Origin of the sequence: Agrobacterium sp. SOY23 (genome assembly GCF_027212525.1) — a bacterium.
Classification (GTDB): domain Bacteria; phylum Pseudomonadota; class Alphaproteobacteria; order Rhizobiales; family Rhizobiaceae; genus Agrobacterium; species Agrobacterium tumefaciens_I.
In genome coordinates this window covers 116,827-140,722 of record NZ_JAPWDT010000011.1, presented here as the reverse complement: position 1 = coordinate 140,722, position 23,896 = coordinate 116,827, and the positions used below count along the sequence as shown (strand labels likewise).

The window sequence follows — 23,896 nt, the reverse complement described above, 5'->3', positions numbered from 1 at the left end:
GGCCGCTCGGCAAGGCGGATTTTGTCGTCGCGGGTCCTACGACCGCCAATCTCAGGGAACTGCAGGACTAATGGATCGATTGGATCGAGCGCAACATGGACGCATTTGCGCTTGGGAATATTCAGGCCATGGCCAATGCCGACAAAAGCGTGCCCAATCTGAGCAGCATCGTATTGTTCGGTACGACGCCGGCCGGCGATATCCTTCTTACCGGAGATGCACGGGGCGATCACATTCTCAGCGGCCTAGAACAGAGCGGCGCTATTGCGAAAGACGCCCCCCACCGCCTTCGTCTTCTTAAGGTTCAGCATCACGGCAGCGATAGAAATGTAACGAAAAACTACTTCGAGCGCCTGCCGGCCGATATCTGTCTGCTCTCGGCGAACGGCAAACATGGGAATCCGGACCAGGAAGTCCTGGCAATGATCGTCGATGTCGCAAAGGCCGATCAACGCAAGCCGATCATAGTGGTCACGAACGAGGCGCCTTCGCTTGGCTGGCTACGCCAAAACCGTCCTCCTTCGCAATTCGACTATAGCTTGATCGTTCGGGATCCAGCCCGGCACGCTGTTGTGATTGATCTCGTCGCAGGCAGTGTTGTTTAACAGCCCCTCTGAAAGGCTACCCGGTAATCTGCGATTGATGTCTGAATGGACCATTCCTGCACCTTTCCAGAGGCGGGCCGTTCACTCCCCTATAACTGCTCCCTCGCGTCGTGGATCGGCGCTGCCGGCCAGACCTTGCGCGGTCATCTCGATGGCATGCAAACCGGAATTCATCTTACCCGGTTTCACCTCGTAACCCAGCGCCTTCAGCGGCCCGGCCAGATTTTCCGCGCTGGTGCCGGCCTCGATGTCGTAGGTGCCGAACCGGTTGATGAGATGCGGTTGGGCGACGATCGCCTCAACCGGCATGCCCCAGTCAATGTAAGCAATCAGCGCCTGTGCCACATAACCAATGATCTGGCTGCCGCCGGGTGAACCAATGGCGAGCAGCGGTCTTCCATCCTTCATCACGATCGTCGGGGCCATGGAGGAGCGCGGCCGTTTGCCGGGCTCGACGCGGTTGGCGATCGGCAGGCCACCGTCATGGGTCTTGAAGGAAAAGTCTGTCAACTCGTTATTGAGCAGGAAGCCATTCGTCATCAGACGCGAGCCGAAGCCATTTTCGATCGTCGTCGTCATCGAGACCACGTTGCCTTCCTTGTCGACAATGGCAAAATGGCTTGTGGAGGGTAACTCGAGCGCGGCATCCCGGCCGAAAAGCAGAGCGTGGTCCCATTCCGGCTCGCCGGCCTTGACGGCGTCTTTGGCCAAGGCCCTGTCACCGCCGAGCAGCCTTGCCCTCTCGCTTAGATAGGTCTTGTCCAGCAGGCCCTTGACCGGTAGTGGCACGAAACCGGTGTCAGCGACGTAACGTTCGCGATCGGCGAAGGCGAGACGCTGCGCATCGCCGATAATGCGCCAGCTTTCGACATTATTCGGTCCCAGGGACCTGAGATTAAAATTCTCCGCCATGCCGAGCATCTGGCCGACAGCGATGCCGCCTGACGATGGCGGTCCCATGCCGCAAACGTCAAAAGCACGGTAGATAAAGCAGACCGGCTCGCGCTCGATAACGCGATAGTTGGAAAGATCGGAAAGCGACAGCACGCCGGGATTGTCGGCTGCCTCGCGCACAGTCTTGACGATCGCCTCGGCAATTCTTCCCTTGTAAAAGGCGTCTGCGCCGCCTTTGGCGAGCACCGCAAGCGTCTCGGCGTAGGCCGGGTTCTTCAACAGGGTACCTGTCTGCAGGGCCGCCCCGGAGGCGTCAAAGAAATAGGAGCGGGCCTCTGGATATTTCTTCAGCCGGTCGCCCTCGGACGCGATGAGGGAGGCAAGACGCGGCGACACTTTGAAACCCTCGGTCGCCAGCTTTTCCGCCGGTTTCAGCAGGCTTGCCCATTCCGCCTTTCCATAGCGTTTATGGGCTTCCTCCAGAAGTCGCACCGTTCCCGGTGTGCCAACGGAGCGGCCGCCGACTACTGCGTCCATGAATTTAAGCGGCTGACCTTTGTCATCCAGAAAGAGCTTGGGCGCGGCCTCCATCGGCGCCGTCTCCCGGCCGTCCAACGTCGTCAGCTTGCCGCTTTTGGCGTGGTAATAGACGAGGAAGGCACCGCCGCCGAGACCAGAACTCTGCGGTTCAACGAGGCCCAGCACGGTCTGCACCGTCACCATCGCATCGATAGCGTTACCGCCCGCGGCGATCACGTCGCGTCCCGCCTCGGCCGCCAGCGGATTGGCTGCCGCGACCATGAAGCCCCTTGCCTCGACACGTCTCGCAGTCGCAACACCCGCCGCTTTCTCCGGTGCAACCATATCGGAGGCCTGCTGGGCGGAGGCGATTGCGGTGGAAAGCAATAAGGCGAGAACAGCCTCACCGAGAAATCTCATTTTCATTAGCCTTATCCTCCAGAGAGGGATAACCCGTTAGTGTGAAAAGAGCATCCAACCGGGCCGGAAGGTCAACCCCCAATGACTCAGGCGGATGATTTTCCGCACTCTCTTTGCTCCGGCAAAGGCCCGGCCTGGCAAACTATTATCGGGACGTCGCTTTGTCCCTTGATAGGTTTCAGGAAATTTCCATCGACGCCGTAAGGGGGCGAACAGTCGATGAATTGGAGGAGGGCCTGCTTCATATGCCATTTGGCGATCCCATTCGGTCGGACGACTCCTATTTTGCTGTTTACCCCGAACGGAAATCGCACAATGCAAATATCATTCTCTTTCGCGACTGGTTGATCCGGCAAACGAGAAAGCATGTTTCGTGACTTAAAAAGACAGGCGGGCAGCGTCCAAGTCGTTTCTCGTCGAAAGCATGCGATTTAATTTGCCGCCGAATTGTGGGCACTCACATTTTCCGTTGTGTGGCAAGGCGCGGCGGCGTGGCCAGAGGCAGCGCCGTTACAACCACTGGCGCGATCAGGGCCGACCATGCTGCTCCATAACCGAAATGATCGACCAGGAGCCCGAACAGGTAGGGGCCAAGTGCCATGACAGCCAAACAGATCGTGGATGCGAAGGCGATTGTCGAGGCTATCGAGCCCTTTGGTGCGCTCTCGGCGATCTGCAGAAGATAAAGCGGAAACCAGCCGATCCCGAATATTCCCAATATGACAAGCACGAGGAGGATTACGGGCAGCGGGGTGCCGATGGGGAGAAGCGCGAGGAATGCCGCGGCGCAGGCAGCAATGACGGATACCAGCCCAAACGATTGACCGCGAAGGCCGGGCCGGAAGCGATCACTGAGCCAGGGCAGAAGAATGCGGCCGGGAATGCCCGCAAGCTGTGTTCCGGCAAACATTGAAGAGGCGACAAAGAGGCCAAGCCCCAATCCGTCGGCCATGAAGCCGATGACGTGTGCGGTAAGGGTGAATTGAAACGCCGACATGGCAATGCCAAGCCGCAATACGGGCCAGAAGCTGCGATCCTGCCCGACGATGCAGACGAGTTCTACGAGGGGGAGCGGACGCTCGGTTTTTGCTGCTACATCGCCTCCCTCGCGATACAGCCCCCAGAAAAGTGCACCGCCCGTGAGGGAAACACCGGCGCAGAGCCAGGCCGCGGCATGCCACCCGTAGCGGACCGCCATGAACGGCAGGAGAGCGGCGGCGATCATCGTTCCTAAGGGAACCGCGGCCTGCCGAAACCCTGTGGCGATTCCGCGTTTGGCGGGTGGAAACCAACGCATGATCGCCCGTGTGCCGCCCGGCTGGACAGCCGCATAGGTGCCGCCCAGAAACGCGATGCAAACAAGCAGCGCGGGCAGACGGTTTGCGAATGTTGCCGCACAGGCCATGGCGATCGCCATGCCGAGCATGGCAATGCCGACAATACGACGCTCGCCATGAATATCGATGGCGCGGCCGAGCATAAACATCGTCGCGATCTGGACACCGTTCATGACGGTGACAGCAAGGGATGCGGATGCGAGGGAAACGCCGAATGCTTCCCGCCAGAAGGGCACGAGAATGTAAATGCCCTGCGATACGAATGAGCCTGTGGTTTGTGTTGCGACCGCCACGGCAAGCGCTGCCCATATGCGGGAATCAACGGTAGGCGCGGGGGTAGGCAGGGGCGAGGAAATCTGTGACGACACGAAAAACTCCTATCAAGAGTTTCGTGCAATAGCCGCCTTGAAGAGATGACAGAATTAGGGGCTTGCAAGTTTCAGCGATAACAGTTTGTTATGAATGCCATGCGCTCATTGGATCCTGAGGCCGTCGAGGCTTTTCTTCTTGTTGCCGAATTTCAGTCGTTCACACGGGTCGCGGGCGTGATGAATACGACGCAGGCGGCCATATCCCTGCGGTTGCGCCGGCTCGAAGACATGCTGGGACATCGCCTGGTCGAACGGACGCCGCGCCGCGTGCGGTTGACCGCTGCGGGTGAACGCTTTCTGGAACCCGCGCGTGCCTATGTCGCCGCCGGCCGTCGCGCGCTTGATGTCTTCGGTCAGGAGCCGACGCGTCTGGCGATCGGTGTCACGCATCATCTAATCGGCGCCGACCTGCCTCGGATACTTCGGGTTGTCAGCGAGCGTGAAACGAGCGTTACGCTTCATCTTCGCACCGCCGGCACAAGAACCCTGCTTGACCTTTATGATGCCGGAGAACTCGATGCGATCGTTGTGCTGCGGCACGATGATATCCGCCGGGATGGAGAGGCTCTGTTTCAGGAGAGCTTCGGCTGGTACTGCAGCTCGGATTTCGATCTGGCTTCAGATGTCCCGGTGCCGCTGGTGCTGCAACCGGAACCCTGTAATTTGCGAGCCATGGCCCTTCGGGCGCTGGAGAGCGCGGACATAGCCTGGCGAGAAGTGTTTGTCGGCACCGGCGCAACGGCGGTGGGAGCCGCTGCGGAGGCTGGAATCGGCGTTGCGCTTCTGGCGCAAAGCGCGGCGCCCGTTGGTGTGCTGCAGGTCAGGAGCCGCGCGCTACCGGAACTTCCGAAACTGGATGTCGTGATGATCTCCACGATTACCGGCGACCATGCGAACGCCGTGCTGCGACGGATCACGGGGGCATTCCGCCCATCCTGAAGCGGTGAGCAATGTCTTGCTCATTCGCGATTTTTCAAGGGAACAACATTTCCATCGAACGTTCGAAAGGCATGTTGTCGAAATTTCCTTTTATCTCCCCATGTCGCGAAGAAACGCAACGGCGATCCAAGGCAGCCCAATAATTCAGCACAAATTTTGGTGCCTTGGTGCATACGTTTTGAAATAAAATTCTGCAAGAAATGTTTCCTTTGTAGGTCGAGAAGAATTTTCTTCTTAGCGACGCGTCGCTTTGCCCCGATGCTTTTGTCATCGAAACGCTGTTTCAAACGGGGATTTTCATGACGATAGGACGCCGCCAGTTCAACAAGATGCTTCTTCTGGCAACGGCAGGAACGGCCCTGCCGGGTTCGGTATTCGCAGCGAATGGCGAGGTGAGCCGCCCCGTCTCCGGGGGCACTCTCAAGCTGCTCTATCGTGTCGATCCCGGCAACGCGCTTTTCGCCATCAACACATCCTCAGGAACGGGGCAGGCGATCGGCCCGAAGATCGTGGAAGGTCTTCTGACATTCGATTTCGACCTCAATCCACAGCCCTTGCTGGCCACGCAGTGGTCCGTCTCTGATGACAATCTGCGCTATACGTTCAAGCTCCGCCCGAATGTGAAATGGCACGACGGCCGGGATTTCACGTCGGAAGATGTCGCGTTTTCAATTTTCCGGCTGAAGGAAGCCCATCCACGCGGCCGCATCACCTATCAGAACGTCGAGGTGGTGGAAACGCCGGATCCGCTGACTGCCATCATCGTTCTGTCCAAGCCGGCGCCGTTCCTGATCGCCGCGCAATCAAGTTCGGAATCGCCGATCGTACCGAAGCATATTTTCGAAAAACTGAAGCCCGCCGATGGCCAGACGCTGCAGACCGCGATCGGCACCGGTCCCTTCAAACTGACGGAATGGACGCCGGGCAGCCATCTGATCTTCGAAAGAAATCCCGATTACTGGGATGCGGGCAAACCCTATCTCGACCGCATCATCCTGCGCATCATCACCGATCCCGCCGCGCGGGCGGTGGCTCTGGAAACGGGGGAGGTGGACATCGGCGACAATCCGGTTCCGCTGGCGGATCTCGAGCGGCTGAAGCAGAACCCCGATCTCGTTCTGGACACCAACACCTATGCCTATGCGGGGCCACAGCAGCAGTTGTTCTTCAATTACGATAGCGAGATCTTCCGCAAGAAAGATGTCCGCCTCGCCGTTGCAAAGGCGATCAATCTGGATGAAATCGTCAATGTGGCGCTCTTCGGTTATGCGCAGATATCGCCAAGCCCCGTCAGCACGGCCCTGCCGAACTGGTATGACGCGTCGGTGAAGGCCCATGCCTATGACCCGAAGGAAGCGGAAAGGCTGCTCGATGCGGCGGGATATCCGCGCAAGGACGGCGGCAAGCGTTTTCCAGTGCGGTTGACCTATAATTCCTATCTGACGCCCGGCTATGCCGATGTTCTTCGCAGCCAGCTTGAAAAGATCGGCATCGCGGTCGAAATCCGGAAATACGATCTGCCGACCTATCTGAAGACGGTCTATACGGACCGCGCCTTCGATCTGGTGGTGGAATCCCTTTCCAACACCTTCGATCCGTCGCTCGGCATCCAGCGCGCCTATTGGAGCAAGAATTTCAAGATCGGGCTGCCTTTCTCCAACGCGGCCAACTACGCCAATCCGGAGGCGGATGCGCTTCTGGAAGCGGCGGCCATCGAGTCCGATCCGAAGAAACGCTGGGTGATCTGGAGCAAGTTCCAGCGACTTATCCATGACGAAGTCGCCTCGGTCGATCTTGTGGCGGCGGGCAGCCAGATCGTGGCGCACAAGCGGGTCAAGAATTACGTCACCGGCGCGCAGGGGCTCAACTGGAGTTTCGGCGATCTCTGGCTTGACCCGACGGCCTGAACCTTCACGTAAAAACCAATCTTTCAGGAGGAAATGCGATGTCTGTGCAGGCGCTAACCAAGGATCGTTTCATTGAATGGCTGGGAGATGGCAGGGAGCTTGCCGTTCTCGATATCCGCCCCAGTGAAGAGGTGGGATATGCATCGCCGCTATTTGCGACCAATCTTCCGGTAGAACGGCTGGAGGCGGAAATAGACCGCTTCATCCCGCGCCCTGCCGTACGGACCGTTCTGGTGGACGATGGAAAAGGAAGCGCGCAACAGGCGGCGGGACGGCTTGCCGCAAACGGCTGGAGCGACATTCATTTTCTGCTTGGTGGAATTCCGGCGTGGATCGAAGGCGGCGTCGATAACCTGCCGACATTCGATATTCCCGGCGTTCCTTTCGTCCAGAAGGTGCGGCAGGAAAAGGGTACGCCGGTCGTTTTCGCGCGGGAACTGAAGGCCTGGAAGGATGCCGGCGAGGATGTCGTCGTCATCGATACCCGCACAATCGCAGAATATGAAAAGGCACACGTGCCGGGCGCCATCGGCGTGCCGGGTGCAGAACTTCTGCTGCGTTTCGCCGATGTCGTGCCGTCACCCAAAACGAGGGTCGTCGTTTCCTGCGCGGGTCTGCCCCGCGCAATTCTGGGCGCGCAGACATTGATCGACGCCGGCCTCGAAAACGATGTCAGCTATCTGCACGAGGGGACGCGCGGCTGGACGGATGACGGGTTTGAACTGGAAACGGGGCGTTCACGGACATTTCCGCCCGCCAGTGACGATGCCAGGGACATTGCGAAGACGCGGCTCGAAACATTCTCCCGTGACGACGATCTGCTGTTCATCGACCGCCCGACGGCCGAAACATGGCTGCGGGACAAGGCGCGAACGACCTATTTTCTTGATGTGAGAACGCCGGAAGAATTCGCGGCTTCGCATCTTGAAGGTTCCATTTCTTCGGAGGGCGGGCAGCTTCTCGGTGTCGCCTATCGCACCGTTGCCGTGCGCGGCGCCCGGATCGTTCTCGTGGATGACCTGCTGGGCGCCCGCGCCCGCGTCGTGGCGCATTGGCTGAAACGGCGGGGTTTTGAAATCGCTGTTCATCTGCATGATTTCGAACAGGGTGTCGAAGCCGCCGCGGCATAAGCGCGGCTCGAATTTCGCCAGACCGCTCTACAGACAGGGATTTGTAATGACCAATGCCAGCCAGGCCTGGGGTTCCGCGCCCAGCAAACGCTTCGACACGATAGCCGAAAGATTTCGGGGGATTTTTTCCGATATCGGCAGAGACGCCATACGACATGATCTTGGCCGCGAGCTTCGTTTCAATGACTATGATGTTTTGAAAAAGGCTGGCTTTTCCAAGCTGCGCCTGCCGGAAAAATTTGGAGGCCTCGGCCTGACACTGCCTGAATTTTTCGGCCTGGTCATCGAACTGGCGGAAGCGGATCCCAATCTCACCAATGCTTACCGCAGCCATCTGGGGTTCACAGAGGATCTGCTTAACGCAGAACCTTCGCCATGGCGGGATGCATGGCTGACGCGGATCGAGCAGGGAGAAACCATCGGCAGCGGGTTTTCCGAAATCGGAGATACCCGGCTTGGAACCTATTCCACCCAACTCACGCGCGATGGCAGCGGCTGGCGGCTGAACGGCGAGAAATATTATACAACCGGCTCGCTTTACGCGGACTGGATCACGCTGGGCGCCGTGGATGGTGATGGCGCGCCGATTGGCGCGCTTGTTCCCACGAAGGCCGAAGGCGTCGAGATTCTCGATGACTGGGACGGTTTTGGACAGGCATTGACGGCCAGCGGTACGGCACGTTTTACCGATGTGGCGATTTCCGAAGATCTCATCAAACCCAGCGCCCTTCGCTTCAGCTATTCGGGCGGCTTTTTCCAGCTTGTCCATCTGGCTTCGCTTGCCGGCATTGGTCGTGCGGCCGCCTCGGAAATCGCCCGCCATGTGGCGGAGCGCAAGCGGGTCTATCAGCGCAGCAACGCCTCGCGTTTTGCCGAAGATCCACAGGTGCTGCAGGTCGTGGGGCGAGTGAGGGGAGCGGCCTATAGCGCCGGCGTCATCGTGTTAAAGGCGGCGGAAGCGTTACAGGCTGCTTATGAAGCCAATCTTTCAGGCGATGTGAAACGTATTGCGCTGGCAAATCGCAATGCAGACCTTGAGGTCAGCCAGTCGGTTACGGTGGTCAGCAATCTGATCCTCGATGCATCCACGGTCCTCTTCGACGCGCTTGGCGCCTCAGCGGCAAAACGCAGCCATGGTCTTGATCGCCATTGGCGAAACGCCCGCACCATCACCTCGCACAATCCCCGCATCTATCACGATCGTATCGTGGGAGATTTCGCCGTGAACGGCATCTCACCAACGCCGCATGGAGGGGTGGGGATAGTCTCGCGGACGGAGAAGGAGCAGGCCGGAGCGTGATCAAACCGGGCTGATCAGATGGGTGGACGAGAGCGGGGTCGACGGGTTCAACCTGACCCGGACAGTGGTGCCGGAAAGCTACGAAACATTCATCGATATGTCGTGCCGGAGCTTCAGGCGCGTGGGCGATGGCAAGGGCTCATTTCGCTTGCCTGGTATCGGGCGGCTGCCAGAAGAGTATGCGCCAAAATTTTGGGTCACCTCGTGGTTCATTTAAGCTGATAAATTCCATATACAAACAATACTATGGAACATCTTTCCTTATCCTGACGCGATCAAGTGCCTAGGCTCCTACGATTATCAATTCGTGCCGGCGAGGGCTCATTCATGCGATCTATCATTGCGAGGCTTGCGGCGGTTGCCGCCTTCATCGGTCTGGGACTGGCGCCGGCGGCGGCGGCCGACCTGTCGGAAATTCGCATCGACTGGGCGACCTACAATCCGGTCGGCCTTCTTCTCAAGAAGGAGGGGCTTTTGGAAAAGGAATTCGAAAAGGACGGTATCGCCATAAGGTGGGTGCAATCGGCCGGCTCGAACAAGGCACTTGAATTTCTTAATGCCGGCTCAATCGATTTCGGTTCCACGGCCGGCGCCGCCGCGCTGATCGCGCGTGTCAACGGCAATCCCATCAAGTCGGTCTATGTCTATTCGCGTCCGGAATGGACTGCCCTCGTAACTGGCAGGGATTCCGAGATTACCAGCGTTGCCGACCTGAAAGGCAAGTCGGTTGCGGTCACCCGCGGCACCGACCCGCACATCTTTCTTGTCCGGGCGCTGGCCGATGCCGGACTGAAGGATGGTGATGTGAAGTTCGTTTTGCTCCAGCATGCCGATGGCCGCCTTGCGCTGACCCGCGGCGACGTCGATGCCTGGGCCGGCCTCGATCCGCTGATGGCCGCTGCCGAAGTGGAGGATGGTGCAAAGCTGTTCTATCGCAAGCCCGAGAACAATAGCTGGGGTGTGCTGAACACCACTGAAACCTTCGCCGGCCAACACCCCGATATCGTGAAGCGGGTGCTGGGTGTCTATGAACAGGCGCGCAAGCGTGCGATTGCCGATCCGGCGGCACTGAAGGCCGCCCTGATCGAAGCAGCCAAGCTGCCCGACGCGGTTATCACCAAGCAACTGGAGCGCACCAATCTGCAATATTCCCGCATCGGCTCGGAACAGCGTGACACCATCCTGAAAGCGGGACTTGCCTTGCAGCAGGCGGGAGTCCTGCCGACCGGAGCCGATATCGCGGCCGAGACTGACAAGCTTATCGATCCAAGCTTCAGTGAAGCTCTCGTTCAATAACGGTGCGGAACGTGACCACAACCGACATTCTGGCGGAACGGGGTGAAATTCAAGGAGAGAGCCGTGCGACCAAAGTATGGTCACCGGTTCTCGCACGCGCCCTGCTCGCCATACTCCTGCCTGCCGGCGGTTTTCTGATCTGGGAGCTGGCTGTTTCCTCAGGATTGGCGACGGGACGCCTTGTCCCGCCGCCTTCGCGGATCATCGCCACGCTATGGCAACTGGCGCAGGCGGGCGATCTCTATCAACATGTCGGTGCGACCTGCCTGCGGGTGCTGTTCGGTTTTGTCGCGGGATCGCTGGCTGGCGCTCTACTCGGCAGCATAACCGGCTTTTTTGGTGTTGCCCGACGCCTGATCGATCCGACGCTGCAGGCCCTGCGTGCCATCCCGTCGATCGCCTGGGTTCCGCTGTTCATCCTGTGGTTCGGCATTTTTGAAACATCGAAGGTCGTCCTCATTGCGACCGGCGTGTTTTTCCCCGTCTATCTCGGCGTCTCGACGGCGCTTCTCTCTGTCGATCGCAAGATCGTCGAGGTCGGTCGGATTTTCAGGCTGTCCGGCTTTGATCTGGTGCGCCGCATCCTGTTTCCTGCGGTCCTGCCATCCTTCATCGTTTCGTTGCGCTCGGGCCTTGGGCTTGGCTGGATGTTCGTGGTTGCCGCCGAATTCATGGGCGCTTCCGAAGGCCTGGGGTATTTGCTGGTCGATGGCCAGCAGCTCGGCAAGCCCGATCAGATCGTGGCGTCGATCATCATCTTCGCCATCATCGGCAAACTGTCCGATGGGTTGCTCGTGTTGCTGACATCGCCACTTGTCGCCTGGCAGGACAATTTCAAGCGGGAGGGGGCGTGATGCTGTCGCTCAACGGACTTTCCAAGACCTATGGCAACGGTGTCCAGGCGCTTGGCGGCTTCACGCTCGACGTGCCGCGCGGCGAAATCCTCGTGGTGATCGGCGGTTCCGGCTGCGGCAAGAGTACGCTTTTGCGGCTGATCAGCGGGCTTGAACGGCCGAGCCGTGGAACGGTGGTAATCAATGGCGAAACTGTCACAGAGCCGCATCCGCTGATCAACCTGATATTTCAGGAACCGCGCTTGCTGCCCTGGCTGACGGTCCGGGACAATATTGCGTTCGGCCTGGCCGATCTGCCGGCTCCCGAGCGGGATCGACGAATTCGTCTCGCTCTCGGGCAAGTCCATCTCGAAGGATACGAAGACCGGCTGCCCAAGGAGCTTTCCGGTGGGCAGGCGCAGCGTGTCGCGATTGCCCGGGCATTGGTGACCCAGCCCGAAGTCCTGCTTCTCGATGAACCGTTCTCGGCGCTCGATGCGCTGACACGGGCCGCCCTGCAAAACCATATTCTGGACATATGGGAAGAAAGCCGCCCGACGATTATCCTCGTTACCCATGATATTGATGAGGCCGTCTTACTGGCGCACCGGATCGTCGTGATGAAGCCTTGGCCAGGGCACATCGTTGAGGAAATCACTGTCGATCTGCCGGGCCGACGCGACCGGGACGATGATGGTGTCGATCACTACCGTCGTGAGGCCAGGGCTCTTCTCGGCTCCTCACTCGCGAGTGCGTGAGATGGTAAAATGCCGGAAATTCGCTGCCTGCTTGATCTTGACTGGCAGGCTCCTTGAGAGCGGAGAACATTCGACGTCGAGATTGTAGCGGTTTGGGTTCGTTTTCGGGTCACCGGTTGGTACGCTTAGTAATACGAGCGACGGGGTTTGTCCCAGGCGTCGCGAGGTTCCCCAAGGTAGTGGAGACCGCACAATAGCTGAACGGTCTGTCTGAGGCTATTATGGCAATCGGCGTTTTCCTCTTCGTCAGGAGACGTCCAGCGAGAGGGTTAGGTCGGCGATGAGATCGTCGGGGTGCTCGATGCCGATTGACAGCCGGATCGTGGAATCAAGCACGCCAATGCGCTGGCGAACATCGGCGGGAACACCCGAATGCGTCATGGTTGCGGGGTGGGAGGCGAGAGATTCCGTGCCGCCAAGGCTTACCGCGAGCTTGAATATCTTCAGGGCATTGAGGAATTTGAAAGACGCGGCCTGTCCGCCCGCTATGTCGAACGAGAAGGTTGACCCGGCGCCGGAGCATTGAGCGGCAAACACCTTGCCGACCGGGGATGCCGGATCGTTGAACGGCAGGTAATGGATTTTCTCGACCTTGGGATGCGCCTTCAGGAATTCAGCCACGATGCTGGCGTTGCTGTTTGCCCGCTCCATCCGGATTTGCAGCGTCTCAAGGGAGCGCCCGAGCATCCAGCACGAGTGCGGATCGAGCTGCGTGCCGATCGCTCCACGCAGCGCCTTCACCTGCTTCATGATATCCTTCCGACCAAGCGCTGCCCCGGCAATGAGGTCGGAGTGCCCGCCAACATATTTTGTCAGTGAATAGAGCGAGATGTCGGCACCGTGTTCGATGGGCCGTTGAAACACTGGGCCGAGAAGTGTGTTGTCGCAGGCGATGATCGGCCGGTGCCCCTGTTTTTGGCCGATCACGTCGGCGATCCGGCTGATCATCGCGATGTCGACGACGCTGTTTGTCGGGTTGGCGGGGGTCTCGATGAGGATGACGGACACCCTGCCTTTCGCCATTGCCTCCTCTGCGGCGGCCGCCACCGAGGTCTCGCTGACACCGTCGGCGAAACCCACGGCCGAAACGCCGAAATTATGGAATGTCTTCGCCAGCAGCGTCTCCGTGCCGCCGTATAAAGGTTGGGAATGGAGCACGGTGTCACCCGGCCGGGCGAAGGCGAAAAGCGTTGTCGAAATGGCGGACATGCCGGAAGAGAAAAGTGCGCAACTCTCCGCACGTTCGTAAACGGCAAGACGATCCTCGACGATCTCGCTGTTCGGATGGTTGAAACGCGAATAGACGAGGCCTGCCCCCTTGCCCGCGGGTGGCTCCTTGCGCCCGGAGACGTAGTCGAAGAAGTCTCGGCCGTCTTCCGCAGACTTGAAGACGAAGGTCGATGTCAGGAACACCGGGGGCTTCACGGCGCCTTCCGACAATTCCGGATCGTAGCCGTAATTGAGCATCTGGGTTTCAGGATGCAGAGCGTGGTTGCCGATATGGGTTTTTGACGGATGCGGTGCAGTCATTTCCGATGATCCCTCAGCTGGTGTTGAACTGTCTGCAGGTTACATGCAATCAGATCAAAATACCTTGCATTCTAAAGCGCAGACATGTCTGATGACGCAATATATTGCGGAGAATGCTGATTTATGTCGCAGAAAATTGCAGATTCGATCGACAGGCGAATCCTCCGGGAGTTGTCTGCCGATGCAAGGATCACGAACAACGAACTTGCCGAGCGGGTCGGGCTGTCGGCATCGGCGTGTCTGCGACGGCTTCGGCGACTGGAGGAGATGGGAGCGATCAAAGGCTATTCAGCGATCATCGATCCGGTAATAGAGGGGTGGACCATGACCGCCCTCGCCTCCGTCCGCCTCAGCCGCCAGCATGATGACGAAATCCGCATGTTCGAGGCGGCCGTTCTGGACTGGGACGAAGTTCTCGAATGTCACCTCGTCACGGGTTCGAAGGATTACATGCTCAAGGTCATGTGCGGCGGGCTGGAAGATTATGAGCGTTTCATCAAGGAGAAGATCGCGAAGCTGAAATGTGTCGACACGATCGAGACCAGCTTCGTCATGAACACAATCAAGGCGCGGCGCATCTGAGTTTTGCAGAAGCCGCGTTCTAGGCCGGCACAAGCTCGAAAACGCGCGCTTGTGCCGGCCTGGAAGCGTGATGGGACCGCTTATTCAGCTGTTGCCTGAATATCGACCTTGTCGAGTAGAAGCATCGGGTTATCGGACGCTGCGACCAGATCAAAAAGACCGAGACCATTTGCGCTTGTGGATCGGACCGTTACCGTCAGGGTTCCCGGAGCGCTGATGAAGCGGACGAGTGCCTCCACCGCATCCTTGAGTTTCGGCTGTTCAGCTGCGATCTGTTGCAACCCTACACTGGCCACCAAGGTCAGAGCGCCGCGCACCTGATCTTCGGTCATATCATTTTGCAGGGCGTAGAGCTTGATCGCCTTGGCCATCAAACCTTCGTCCTTGATCGTGAGTTTCACCTCGCGACCGGCCAGCCCGAAGACCGCAGCCTGGGCCCGATTGATGTCGAAGGAGAAGAACTCTTCCGTAAACCCGCTCGCCAGACCGGAGAAATTGACGCTGCCAATATCCTTGCCGCTGAAGGAGATTTCCCGGATCACCAGGTTGCTGTTCGGTTCGTCCCAGCCCGCGGAGAGGCCATAGGACAGGGCGAGCGTCTCGATACCCAATTTGCGGGCTTCAACAAAAACCTCCTCCGACGAGTCTGCCGGGATAGGGAGGGAAAGATCGTCCTGCCGGATTTTGATATCGGTCGGGATGCCGTTGAAGGGCTTCGTCAGTCCCATCTCGAAGTTCTTGAGCGAGAACTTGATGCGCTCAGGCGTGCCTTTCGTTTCCTCGTCCGTTTCTTCGTCCGACTTTTCAGGTGCGGCCACATCGACATTGATGCCGCCAACACGGAACGTACCCAGCTCCGGTATCAGACGGTTGAACGGGAAGGTCTCGATCTCCGTATCATCGAGCCCGGCGAGCTGGGAAATTGCGTCGATCGTCGAACTCCAGTCAAAACCCTTGAGGCTTGCCTCATCGAATTTGATCGTGTCGTCGCCATTCCCGACCGACATGCCATTCAGACCGAAATCGAGCTTGCGGCCGTCCATCTGCATGTCGATACGATCGATGGTGGCCTTGACCCTCTTGCCGGCCTCGGCCTCGCTTTCGTCAGGGGCGTCCATCTTGAACCCGAGCAGCTGCATGTTGCTCTTGCCGACGATGTCGAGAATGGAGATGACCTTCTTGAAATAGGCCTGGCGTTGCTCTGGGGACAGCTCCTCAGGCTTATTGTCCGCGGTAAGGGCTTTCAAGGTTTCAAGAAGCGGCTCGGCCGGCATGCGGGCGGTAAAGCCGTCGCTGCGGATTTCGTCGTAGCTGAAATGGCCATCACCTTCCGAGAACGAAATCGTGCGGACGGACAGCGGACCGTAGAGAGGTTTTGCATCCTTGTCTTCCGGACCGGCTTTGTCGGTATAGAGCCGGGCGAGATAAGCGACGTCGACATCCTGACCGGCGATGGCGCCCGTCGACACGACCATATGCTTCTTTTCCATCGCGCCGCTATTGTCCGGCAGGTCCATCTGGATGTCGAAGTTGGCATTGTCGATGGAATAACGGGCGATCCGGCCGCCGGCGATATCTGAGAAAGCCACGTTCTTGTAAACGGTCTTCTGCTCGCTGGTCGTGATGGACTGTGTAAGGGTCAGTTCCGGCGTAGAGATGCGCGATGCTGCGAAGCGCTCGATGCGCTTTGCCAGAGAATTGGCGTTGCCATCGGCTGCCGCTGTCACGGGTTTTTCAAAGGCGGCATTTTCGACGCGCGCATGCGCCATCGAGATTTTCCCGGTGGGCATATCGATATTGATGTCATTCATGTCCAGCGCGCCGTCCAGGAACGGCAATTTTGGACGTCCGTCAATGGCCGCAATCTTGATGTTTTTGCCGTCTTCAAGCGGCAATGTCAGATCGCGAACATGGATTTTCCCGAGAAAATCGACTTCCACGGAGCCGGCCGTGGCACCACTGCGGGCAACGAGTTCGCTGACCTTGGCCTGGTAGAAGCTTTTGCCTCCCACGACACCGGCTGCAGCAACAGCAATGATCGCAACCGCCGCCCATAGAGCCTTGCGCCGGCCCTTGCCGGTCTGGGTATTTGTCTGTTCCACGGATTCGTCCTCTGTGACGCGAATTGAGACTGTGCGCCTTTTAAGCACGCAAAAGTTGCTTCGCAAGTGCGCCCGGTTCCAAAGTCGAAGAACCTGCCGCCATTGAATTGGACGGTTCAGGGAATCCTGACCGACAAAGCCGCTCCAAAGGACGGCGAAGAGTAGATGCCACCCCCGGTAACGAAGATCGTCAACTGATCAGGACATTGTGGCCTTCATTGCTTTCCAAAAGGGCACACGAATAATCGGGCTTCCGTCCGTCTGGTCTCCGACTTTGGTCTAATGTTATTCACGTGCAAAAGCCTCTTAGGCGATTGCTGAAGTCCAAAGAGGGCTTTCACCTTAGATTGGGGCTTGACCACTCGCGTCGTCGCGACGACTTGTAAGCAGTTTAAAACTTTGCCGACCGGTTTTCGCTCGCTGTCCGTCGCCGGATCCAATCGGTACCCCAGGAGCCAGATGTGTTATTGCGCCGCAAGCTGATCGTTATCTTCCCATGCCTGCTGTTGACCCTGTTCGGCACGGCTCTCCCCTATACGATAAAGATTCACGGTATTTCGGCGGCATTTGTCGAGCAAACAGCCGAAGCCCGGAATGACAATGGTAATGGCGGCGGCAATGGCGGCGGTAATGGTGGTGGCGGAGGCAATGGAAACGGGGGCGGCGGCAATGGAGGTGCGAGCGGGAACGGAAGCGGCAATGGCAACAGTGGCGGCAACGGGAACAGCAGTTCAAGCGGCAAGGAAAACAATAATGGCTCAGCGTCGGGCACCAAAAGTGCAACGCAAAGCCAGGCCGACACCGATGAAGCGACAGATGAAGGAAAAGGTACGCTTACCGTTCGCCATAAGGATGGCATAAGCGAACGTGTTCAGCGCGGTCGATACGTGATGAAGGATTCAAAGGGCCGTACGATTGTCAACCGTGATGCAACCGTCGCGGACGAGCGGCGGCTTAGGTCATTTCTCCACTAACGGCGCCTTTCAAGCTCGTCGCGAAACGCCATTGCAGCTTCCGTTCTGTTGCTCACCTCGAGCTTGGTAAAGATCTGCGTCATATGATGTTTGATCGTCTTTTCATGCAGGTCCAGTTTCAGACCGATATGCTTGTTGCTCAATCCGGCAGATGCCAGTTCCAGCACTTCCCGTTCCCGATCCGTCAGTGCGGTAAAGGGATTGACCCGGCTGCCCGATCCGCTTTCCGAAATCAGACGCGCGGACAGGGTCGGGGCAACATAGCTATCGCCTGCCGCGACGCTTCGGATAATATCGGCAAGTGCCCGTGAGCCAACGCCTTTCAGGACGTAGCCCTTGGCGCCATTCCTGAGAGCCGCCATGACGTCGTCGCTTGCCTCGGAGACCGTCAACATCACGATCTTCTGGCCGGGTATCCGGTCGAGTATGGGCGAAATGGCTTCCAGCCCGCCTCCAGGCATCGAAATATCGAGCAGCAAGACATCCGGGCGATGTTCTGTTGCTATGCGCAGCGCGTCTTCCTTGCTGCTGCCTTCGCCAACGATGTTAAATCCATCCATTTCGGTCAGGCTTCGGATGACGCCTTCCCTGAAGAGGGGGTGATCGTCCACGACTGCCAGGCTGATTGAAGCTGTCATGCCTGCTCCATTTCCTCGATATTCAGCGACATTCGCACGGTGGTTCCGTGATCGGATGAGAAAAGGTGAAAGGTGCCGCCAAGGCTTTCGACGCGGTCCCTCAGGCCAGCAAGGCCGAGCTTTTGCAGGCCAACATCGCTCATATCGAAACCTTGTCCTTCATCGATGACTTCGACGATAATCAGCCCGCCTTCCGAGGTTTGCGCAACCTTTTGCCCGATGCCGCCGGCATGACGATAACCGTTGTTGAGTGCCTCCTGGACAAAACGATAAACGCATATCTTTGCGGAGGTGGAAAGGTGCGCGGGTATGTTGTCCAGGGAGAGGGCGACGGTGACACCCGTGCGCTGCTCATGCGCGAGGATCGCGCGTTTCAGCAGGGCCGCAAGGTTATCCGTCTCAATGTGCGGCAGCATCAATCCGCTGCAAATGCCACGGATTTCCGTCATGGCCTCATCGAGGCTGCCCTTGATGGTCATCAACGATGTCTCACGTTCCGGGGCTGGAGTGTTGGGATCGGTGAGCGTCTGACTGTCGAGACGCAAAGAGGCATAAGCGATCAACTGTGCGGGGCCGTCATGCAGGTCGGCACCGATGCGCCGCAAATAGCTTTCGTTGAGCGAGGCTGCTCGTTGCGTCGCTCTTTGAACGCGTGCACGCAACGCCTCATTCTGCCTTAGCAGGGCCGACAATTCACCGATACGGTCATTGAGTGCCTTGCGCTGGCTGTCAATGGTGCGGCTTCCGCGCAGCACAATGATCGACAAAAGGGTGAAAAAGATCATCGTAAATGCAGCAACCACGAGCCAGCTCAGCAGGCGGGCCTGATTGAGGCTCCACTCAAAGTCGTTGGCGATTTCGTAGAACTCGGAAACAGCGACGACCTTGCCGGACCAGGGTTGCAGAACGGGGTTGTAGATTTCCAGGAGTGGCTGTCCGCTGTTGCGTTCGGCCTCGCTTTCAGGATTGTCGATCCGATTGAAATTTGCGGCCATGCGGCCGGAAAACGCTGTTCTCAGATCGTCTGAAAGCGGAAATTGTTTGCCGGAAAGGGCCTTGTCGCTGGAATAGAGGATTGTTCCATCGTTGCGCCAAAGCCGAAATGAAAACAGGCGCTTTCCCAGTGCACCCTGGCCGAGCGTCTCATCCAGGGCCCGCGTTACCGAGTCGTCCAGAACCTGGGTCGTTTGCATGTCGGGCAGAAGAGGGGCGATGACGCTGTCGACATAAAGCGCCGTCGTTGCCGCGGAGTTACGCGTCACGGCATTTTCGATCAGGCTGGTGACGATGAAACCCACGACGACCATCGCACAGATCGCAACAAGGCCACCCGCGAGCAGGAACTGCTTCGCAAGGGACTGAGAATTCCAGCGTGCGACCGGACTTGCCGGAGACACCTTGTATTTACGGCTTGTTCGCAGAACTGGCATTATCAGAACCGATCTCCTGACCCCTATAGCTATCCCAGCGAATTCCGCTGTCAACCGTTGCCCGATGGTGTGGCCTGCGGCTTGAAGATGATCCCGTTACTCCCTCTGCCAAACCAAGAGACCAATGACCGCGATCAATCAGACTATGGTCCAAATGGCCAAGGCATAGGTCCGAGCGGAGTGGAAACCTGGAATTTCGGCAATATTGTAGTGCGCAGCGATTTGCTGGACATTCTGCTGTCACCTGAGGCGACGGCCAATCTGTAAAGGAACTGCACATGAAAATCCGCTCGGTCGTCGGTACTGCGAGCCTTGGTCTCGTCTTGGCCATTGCCCCCGTGGGAGGAAGTGCGTTTGACTTCGTACATTCCGCTTTCGCCAAGGACGGTGGCGGAAATGGCGGCGGCAACGGCGGTGGCAATGGTGGCGGTGGTGGTAATGGCGGTGGCAACGGTGGCGGGCATGGCGAAGGAAAATCCGGCCCCAGCCAAGGCAAGGATTCATCAAATTCGTCCACGAAACATGGTCCTTCATCGTCGCTGAAATCGCATTCGTCGGGAAAACATTCCAAAGCGCAGAATGAAAAATCGAAGACGCACAGCGCAAAACTCGGCACTGGCAGCATCAATTCGATGAAGAGAAATTTTCATGCCTATTTGAATTCCAATGATCCCAAGATGGCAGCGCTTGCGGCCTATGTGAGGGCGTATGCGGAGTTTGAAATTCAATACGGGACAACGGCCGTGCCGACGGATCCCGCGTTAAGCGACAGTGCCCTGCGTTCGGCGCTGCAACAACTGGCAAACAGGCCTGTGACCAGCCAGGAGTTTGCCGAAGCAAAGAGCATTCTTGGTGCGGGTACAGACACGGGAAAGATCGCGGAAGTGCGTGAGGCCCTGGAAAAAGAAACCCAGAACTGAGGCACCAGTCGGGAGCGCTGCGTCAACGTTGAGCGCGCTGCAGCTGCAGCGGCGTTCTGGCGGAAGCGTTCCAATCACTGAACACTTGTGACGGCCGAATTTTCCGCGGTTGTCATTTGCGAATTTGGCGTCAATCAACGCCACCGCCTTGCCGGTGTAACTACTGGCTTTATCGCCGGGTCGCGCCACCCGCCCGCCCGCGGGGGGCCCGATCCGGCGATATCATCTGAGTGACCACCTGTGGTGCGCAGCGGCGCAGTCGAGCCCACGCGGCAGTTTAAGTGCTGTTTTACGTTCGCCTATCGTCAGTTTACCTGCACGCCCCGTTGCTCCAGCTTATCGAGAACCTCATTCGTCGTATTGTTCACCTTGAAGCGGCCCGCTTTCTTGAGTGATGGCATATCCAGCAATGCATCGAGGTTTTCCGATGGAACGTTGATGCTCACCCACTCGAGTTTTCGCAGTGGAACCAGCGTGCGAAGATCGAAACGATCGATCATCGAAATCACCGAGATGCCCCTCAGATTAACGCACAGATGAATATCCGATGTATCACGGATATCGAAAACGCCTTCTTCGCCACCCCAGAAGTACCAGGCATATGGGTAGATTTCCTCGCCGCCATCGAACTGAACCCAGTCAACGGCCGCAAGCTGCTCGTCGGTCAATGGATAACGAACAAGATAATCCAGCGCTTGCGGGATCAACTCATAGCCATCCTGCTCCAGATCAACCGGTCGCCCCAGAACGTGAGTGGCAAGTTGCTCGGGAGTGCCGAGATCAAGCATCTTGAAGCGTAAAAGCGCCGACATGACGGCCAGTTTCAGGTTAGGGTCTGCGAACGGTGCACCGGGGGCACCGCTTGCGGCGGGATAAGGCGGCGCGGTTGGTTCAGCATATTCGGCATCGGGATTCGAGATGGTGATCTCGGAAACCTTGTCATAGCTAATGCGGGCGGTCAGCTCACCTTCCGCCAGGCGCATCGTGCCGAAGCGGGTGTTCCTGCGAAGCTTGCTTTCCTCGCCAATCTGCATGTCCGGTACGATGTTGCGAAGTTCGGCGAGTTCTATCCTCATCGGAACACCGGCGATGGTTTGCTCGAAACGGGAGTTGAAGTCGATCCGTCCGATAAGTCCCTTGCGATCGATCCGAACAACGACACCATAGGTGTTTTGCAAAATATCGATCAAGCCACCTTTATGCGGGGCAGGAGCACGCCAACTCGAGCCCATGGCTTTCTCGACTGCTGCGACCGGCATCCCAGGCCGTAACGCTGCCAGCGCCGCTGCATCAGCAGGATGATTTGACGCTGCCATGCATTTGCCCCCCAGCCCTAGAGATATCGTCAGCGACGTCACTCCCACCAAGAATTCTCGCTTGCGCATAAGCTACTCCTCAAGCCAAAATAGGTTTCCGTCGCCTGGAAACTAGAGACTTTATATGAGACGGGACACCGAAACTGCAATCGCAGTCGGTCATCGTGCACAGGCCGCGGCCACCCATTGGGAGCATCGCCCGCGCTCACCAAGACCGCAGCCCCGATGAGAGTGGTTGGGACCAGAGGCTCCGGTGCCCAAGATGCGGCCGGAATGCGAAGAGAACGAGATCTCGGCGGAAGCGGCCGCGAGCGTTGAAAAGGATACAGTTTCGACCGGCCGGCCGGTCCGGGTCGTCGGGGCCCTCAACTTGTCGCAGCATAGCAAAAATTAAGGAGAATACGGCACTTATATCCGGACTACCGTTTGGAGAGTGACAATGCAGGCACGACGCTGGCGTGTAATAGCCGTGGGGGTTTTTCTGGCCGTAATCGGGGCCGCATTGCCCATTGCCGCCATGGCCTGGGCGTCCTGGCGTGTCGCCATTCAAAAAGAACTCTTCATTCTGGATCTCGTCGCCGAAAGATCGCTCGTGCGCGCCGGCAATACTTTCAGGGAAGCGCGGGGTGCTTTGGAAGCCATCGAAGCCGCACACCTTCCCGCGTGTTCCGATCAGCATATCGCCCAAATGCGGAAGGTGACGGTCAACGTTCCATCGATCGAAGAGATCGGCTATTTCGAAAACGGCTTCATCAAATGTACGTCCTGGGGCCGCGCCACGGGCAATATAGCCAAATCCCGTGTCGACTACGTCACGGCCGACGGGCTCGAAGTGACGTTGCGTATCCAGCCGGGCATCAGCCGCGGTGATCGGATGACGAGCCTGCATCTCGGCCAGTACAATGCGCTCGTCGCGCCCTCCCGTTTTGTTGATATCGTGCTGCGGGACGGCATATCTCTCGCTATCCTCAACGACAAGGGGCAGGTCATCAGCACGCAGAACCTGCCGGATGCGGGGGCTCTCGCCACGCTTCCGACACAGGAAGGCCGAGGCACCACCGACGCATGGCTTTATTCCGTGGTGAAGGAAGACGGGCTGACGGCGGTGGTTCTTGAGCCGCGAGGGGTGATGCGAACGAAGCTGGTACAGGAGTTGACGATCCTTTTGCCGATCGGCGCATTCATCGCGCTCTTTATCGTCGGTGTCGTCATCTGGATGTCGCGCAAGCGACTGTCACCGCAAACGGAACTGGAGATAGCAGTCCGAAACCGCGAATTCATCGTCCATTATCAACCGATTATCGAGCTGAAGACCAATATCTGCGTTGGCGCGGAGGCGCTCGTGCGCTGGCGGCGACCGGACGGCAGTCTGGTGAGGCCGGATCTTTTCATTCCCCTTGCGGAAGAAACAGGGCTGATTGAGCCTATTACCGATCAGGTCGTCGAAGCCGTTATTGCAGATCTAGGCCTCATGCTCGCCCGGGATCGCAGTTCCCATATCGCCATCAATCTCTGTGCCGAAGATGTCAAATCAGGCAGGATCCTGGACTTTATCGATCAGCGTCTCGCCCGCGCGAATATCCGCAAGGAGCAGATATGGCTCGAAGCGACGGAGCGTGGTTTCATCGACATCGATGCGGCGCGCGTGACGCTGGACAGGGCGCGCAAGGCGGGGCATTCGGTGGCAATCGACGATTTCGGAACCGGCTATTCCAGCCTTCAATATCTTCAGGGCCTTCCGCTGGATGCCCTGAAGATCGACAAGTCCTTCGTTGATACGATCGGCAGGAATACGGCGACCAGCACCGTTACACTGCACATTATCGAAATGGCGCGTGAGCTTGGACTGTTTTCCGTCGCGGAAGGTATCGAGGTGGAGGAACAGGCGGACTATCTGCGGAAACATGGCGTGGATTTTGGTCAGGGCTGGCTGTTCTCCAGGCCGCTGCCGGCCGAGGAATTCATCGCCTTTCACCGGCATAACAAGGCGAAACATGGCTCCGCTCCCGAAGTCATCCAGGTCACATCCGCCAAGCCGACGGTGTCGGCCGCGCCTCCCAATAATGAATAGCCGGCCGGGAACGACCGATCCGTC

General features: G+C 58.2%; 20 protein-coding genes. 12 read left to right on the top strand and 8 right to left on the bottom strand.

Going from position 1 to position 23,896, the window contains the following annotated elements:
- Positions 1–95: 95 nt before the first annotated feature.
- Positions 96–605: a hypothetical protein gene (locus O3S81_RS24670; RefSeq protein WP_269347464.1), complete on the top strand. Its 510-nt coding sequence runs from the start codon at positions 96–98 to the stop codon at positions 603–605.
- Between the two features lie 81 nt (positions 606–686).
- Here O3S81_RS24670 and ggt read toward each other — a convergent pair whose 3' ends face one another.
- Both ggt and O3S81_RS24660 read right to left on the bottom strand, forming a co-directional pair.
- A complete protein-coding gene (gene ggt, locus O3S81_RS24665) occupies positions 687–2,444 on the bottom strand; it encodes a gamma-glutamyltransferase (protein ID WP_269347462.1) in 1,758 nt (585 codons plus the stop codon).
- Positions 2,445–2,895: 451 nt separating this feature from the next.
- Positions 2,896–4,143 carry an MFS transporter gene (locus O3S81_RS24660; RefSeq protein WP_269347460.1) on the bottom strand — a complete coding sequence of 416 codons (1,248 nt, stop codon included), beginning with the start codon at positions 4,141–4,143 and terminating at the stop codon, positions 2,896–2,898.
- A gap of 90 nt (positions 4,144–4,233) precedes the next feature.
- Here O3S81_RS24660 and O3S81_RS24655 point away from each other — a divergent pair, with 90 nt between their 5' ends.
- Positions 4,234–5,085 (top strand): LysR family transcriptional regulator, encoded by an 852-nt coding sequence (locus tag O3S81_RS24655; RefSeq protein ID WP_269347457.1) that lies wholly within the window; start codon positions 4,234–4,236, stop codon positions 5,083–5,085.
- A 20-nt stretch (positions 5,086–5,105) separates the two neighbouring features.
- Here O3S81_RS24655 and O3S81_RS24650 read toward each other — a convergent pair whose 3' ends face one another.
- The gene (locus O3S81_RS24650; RefSeq protein ID WP_269347456.1) at positions 5,106–5,372 is read right to left on the bottom strand and encodes a hypothetical protein; all 267 of its coding nucleotides are present in this window, start codon (positions 5,370–5,372) and stop codon (positions 5,106–5,108) included.
- 12 nt (positions 5,373–5,384) lie between these two features.
- On the opposite strand from O3S81_RS24650, the gene O3S81_RS24645 reads away from it, so the two are divergent.
- From O3S81_RS24645 to O3S81_RS24620, 6 genes are all read left to right on the top strand, one after another.
- Positions 5,385–6,992: an ABC transporter substrate-binding protein gene (locus tag O3S81_RS24645; RefSeq protein ID WP_269347454.1), complete on the top strand. Its 1,608-nt coding sequence runs from the start codon at positions 5,385–5,387 to the stop codon at positions 6,990–6,992.
- 38 nt (positions 6,993–7,030) lie between these two features.
- Positions 7,031–8,122 carry a rhodanese-like domain-containing protein gene (locus O3S81_RS24640; protein WP_269347452.1) on the top strand — a complete coding sequence of 364 codons (1,092 nt, stop codon included), beginning with the start codon at positions 7,031–7,033 and terminating at the stop codon, positions 8,120–8,122.
- 46 nt (positions 8,123–8,168) lie between these two features.
- Entirely contained in the window at positions 8,169–9,422 is a 1,254-nt protein-coding gene (locus O3S81_RS24635; protein ID WP_269347451.1) for an acyl-CoA dehydrogenase family protein, read from the top strand.
- 327 nt (positions 9,423–9,749) lie between these two features.
- Positions 9,750–10,718, top strand: a complete 969-nt coding sequence (locus O3S81_RS24630) for an aliphatic sulfonate ABC transporter substrate-binding protein (RefSeq protein ID WP_269347449.1) — start codon at positions 9,750–9,752, stop codon at positions 10,716–10,718.
- 47 nt (positions 10,719–10,765) lie between these two features.
- The gene (locus O3S81_RS24625; RefSeq protein ID WP_269347475.1) at positions 10,766–11,572 is read left to right on the top strand and encodes an ABC transporter permease; all 807 of its coding nucleotides are present in this window, start codon (positions 10,766–10,768) and stop codon (positions 11,570–11,572) included.
- On the top strand, positions 11,572–12,309 hold the full coding sequence (locus O3S81_RS24620; RefSeq protein ID WP_269347448.1) for an ABC transporter ATP-binding protein: 738 nt from the start codon (positions 11,572–11,574) through the stop codon (positions 12,307–12,309). The genes O3S81_RS24625 and O3S81_RS24620 overlap by 1 nt, the downstream gene beginning before the upstream one ends.
- 246 nt (positions 12,310–12,555) lie before the next feature.
- Here O3S81_RS24620 and O3S81_RS24615 read toward each other — a convergent pair whose 3' ends face one another.
- Positions 12,556–13,839, bottom strand: coding sequence for a cystathionine gamma-synthase family protein (locus O3S81_RS24615; protein WP_269347447.1), 1,284 nt, complete (start codon positions 13,837–13,839; stop codon positions 12,556–12,558).
- 123 nt (positions 13,840–13,962) lie between these two features.
- Between O3S81_RS24615 and O3S81_RS24610 the strand changes: the two genes are divergently transcribed.
- Complete coding sequence (locus tag O3S81_RS24610; RefSeq protein ID WP_269347445.1) at positions 13,963–14,421, top strand: Lrp/AsnC family transcriptional regulator; 459 nt, start codon at positions 13,963–13,965, stop codon at positions 14,419–14,421.
- Between the two features lie 80 nt (positions 14,422–14,501).
- Here O3S81_RS24610 and O3S81_RS24605 read toward each other — a convergent pair whose 3' ends face one another.
- Entirely contained in the window at positions 14,502–16,523 is a 2,022-nt protein-coding gene (locus O3S81_RS24605) for a hypothetical protein (protein ID WP_269347443.1), read from the bottom strand.
- Positions 16,524–16,984: 461 nt separating this feature from the next.
- Here O3S81_RS24605 and O3S81_RS24600 point away from each other — a divergent pair, with 461 nt between their 5' ends.
- Complete coding sequence (locus tag O3S81_RS24600) at positions 16,985–17,497, top strand: hypothetical protein (protein WP_269347441.1); 513 nt, start codon at positions 16,985–16,987, stop codon at positions 17,495–17,497.
- Here the strand turns inward: O3S81_RS24600 and O3S81_RS24595 are convergent.
- The gene (locus O3S81_RS24595) at positions 17,494–18,135 is read right to left on the bottom strand and encodes a response regulator (protein WP_269347439.1); all 642 of its coding nucleotides are present in this window, start codon (positions 18,133–18,135) and stop codon (positions 17,494–17,496) included. The genes O3S81_RS24600 and O3S81_RS24595 overlap by 4 nt on opposite strands.
- Entirely contained in the window at positions 18,132–19,565 is a 1,434-nt protein-coding gene (locus tag O3S81_RS24590; RefSeq protein ID WP_269347437.1) for a sensor histidine kinase, read from the bottom strand. The genes O3S81_RS24595 and O3S81_RS24590 overlap by 4 nt, the downstream gene beginning before the upstream one ends.
- 278 nt (positions 19,566–19,843) lie before the next feature.
- Between O3S81_RS24590 and O3S81_RS24585 the strand changes: the two genes are divergently transcribed.
- Positions 19,844–20,485, top strand: a complete 642-nt coding sequence (locus tag O3S81_RS24585) for a hypothetical protein (RefSeq protein ID WP_269347435.1) — start codon at positions 19,844–19,846, stop codon at positions 20,483–20,485.
- 305 nt (positions 20,486–20,790) lie between these two features.
- On the opposite strand, the gene O3S81_RS24580 is transcribed toward O3S81_RS24585, so the two are convergent.
- Positions 20,791–21,870, bottom strand: a complete 1,080-nt coding sequence (locus O3S81_RS24580; protein ID WP_269347433.1) for a DUF7256 domain-containing protein — start codon at positions 21,868–21,870, stop codon at positions 20,791–20,793.
- Positions 21,871–22,240: 370 nt separating this feature from the next.
- Here O3S81_RS24580 and O3S81_RS24575 point away from each other — a divergent pair, with 370 nt between their 5' ends.
- Positions 22,241–23,872, top strand: a complete 1,632-nt coding sequence (locus O3S81_RS24575) for an EAL domain-containing protein (protein WP_269347432.1) — start codon at positions 22,241–22,243, stop codon at positions 23,870–23,872.
- Positions 23,873–23,896: the final 24 nt, after the last annotated feature.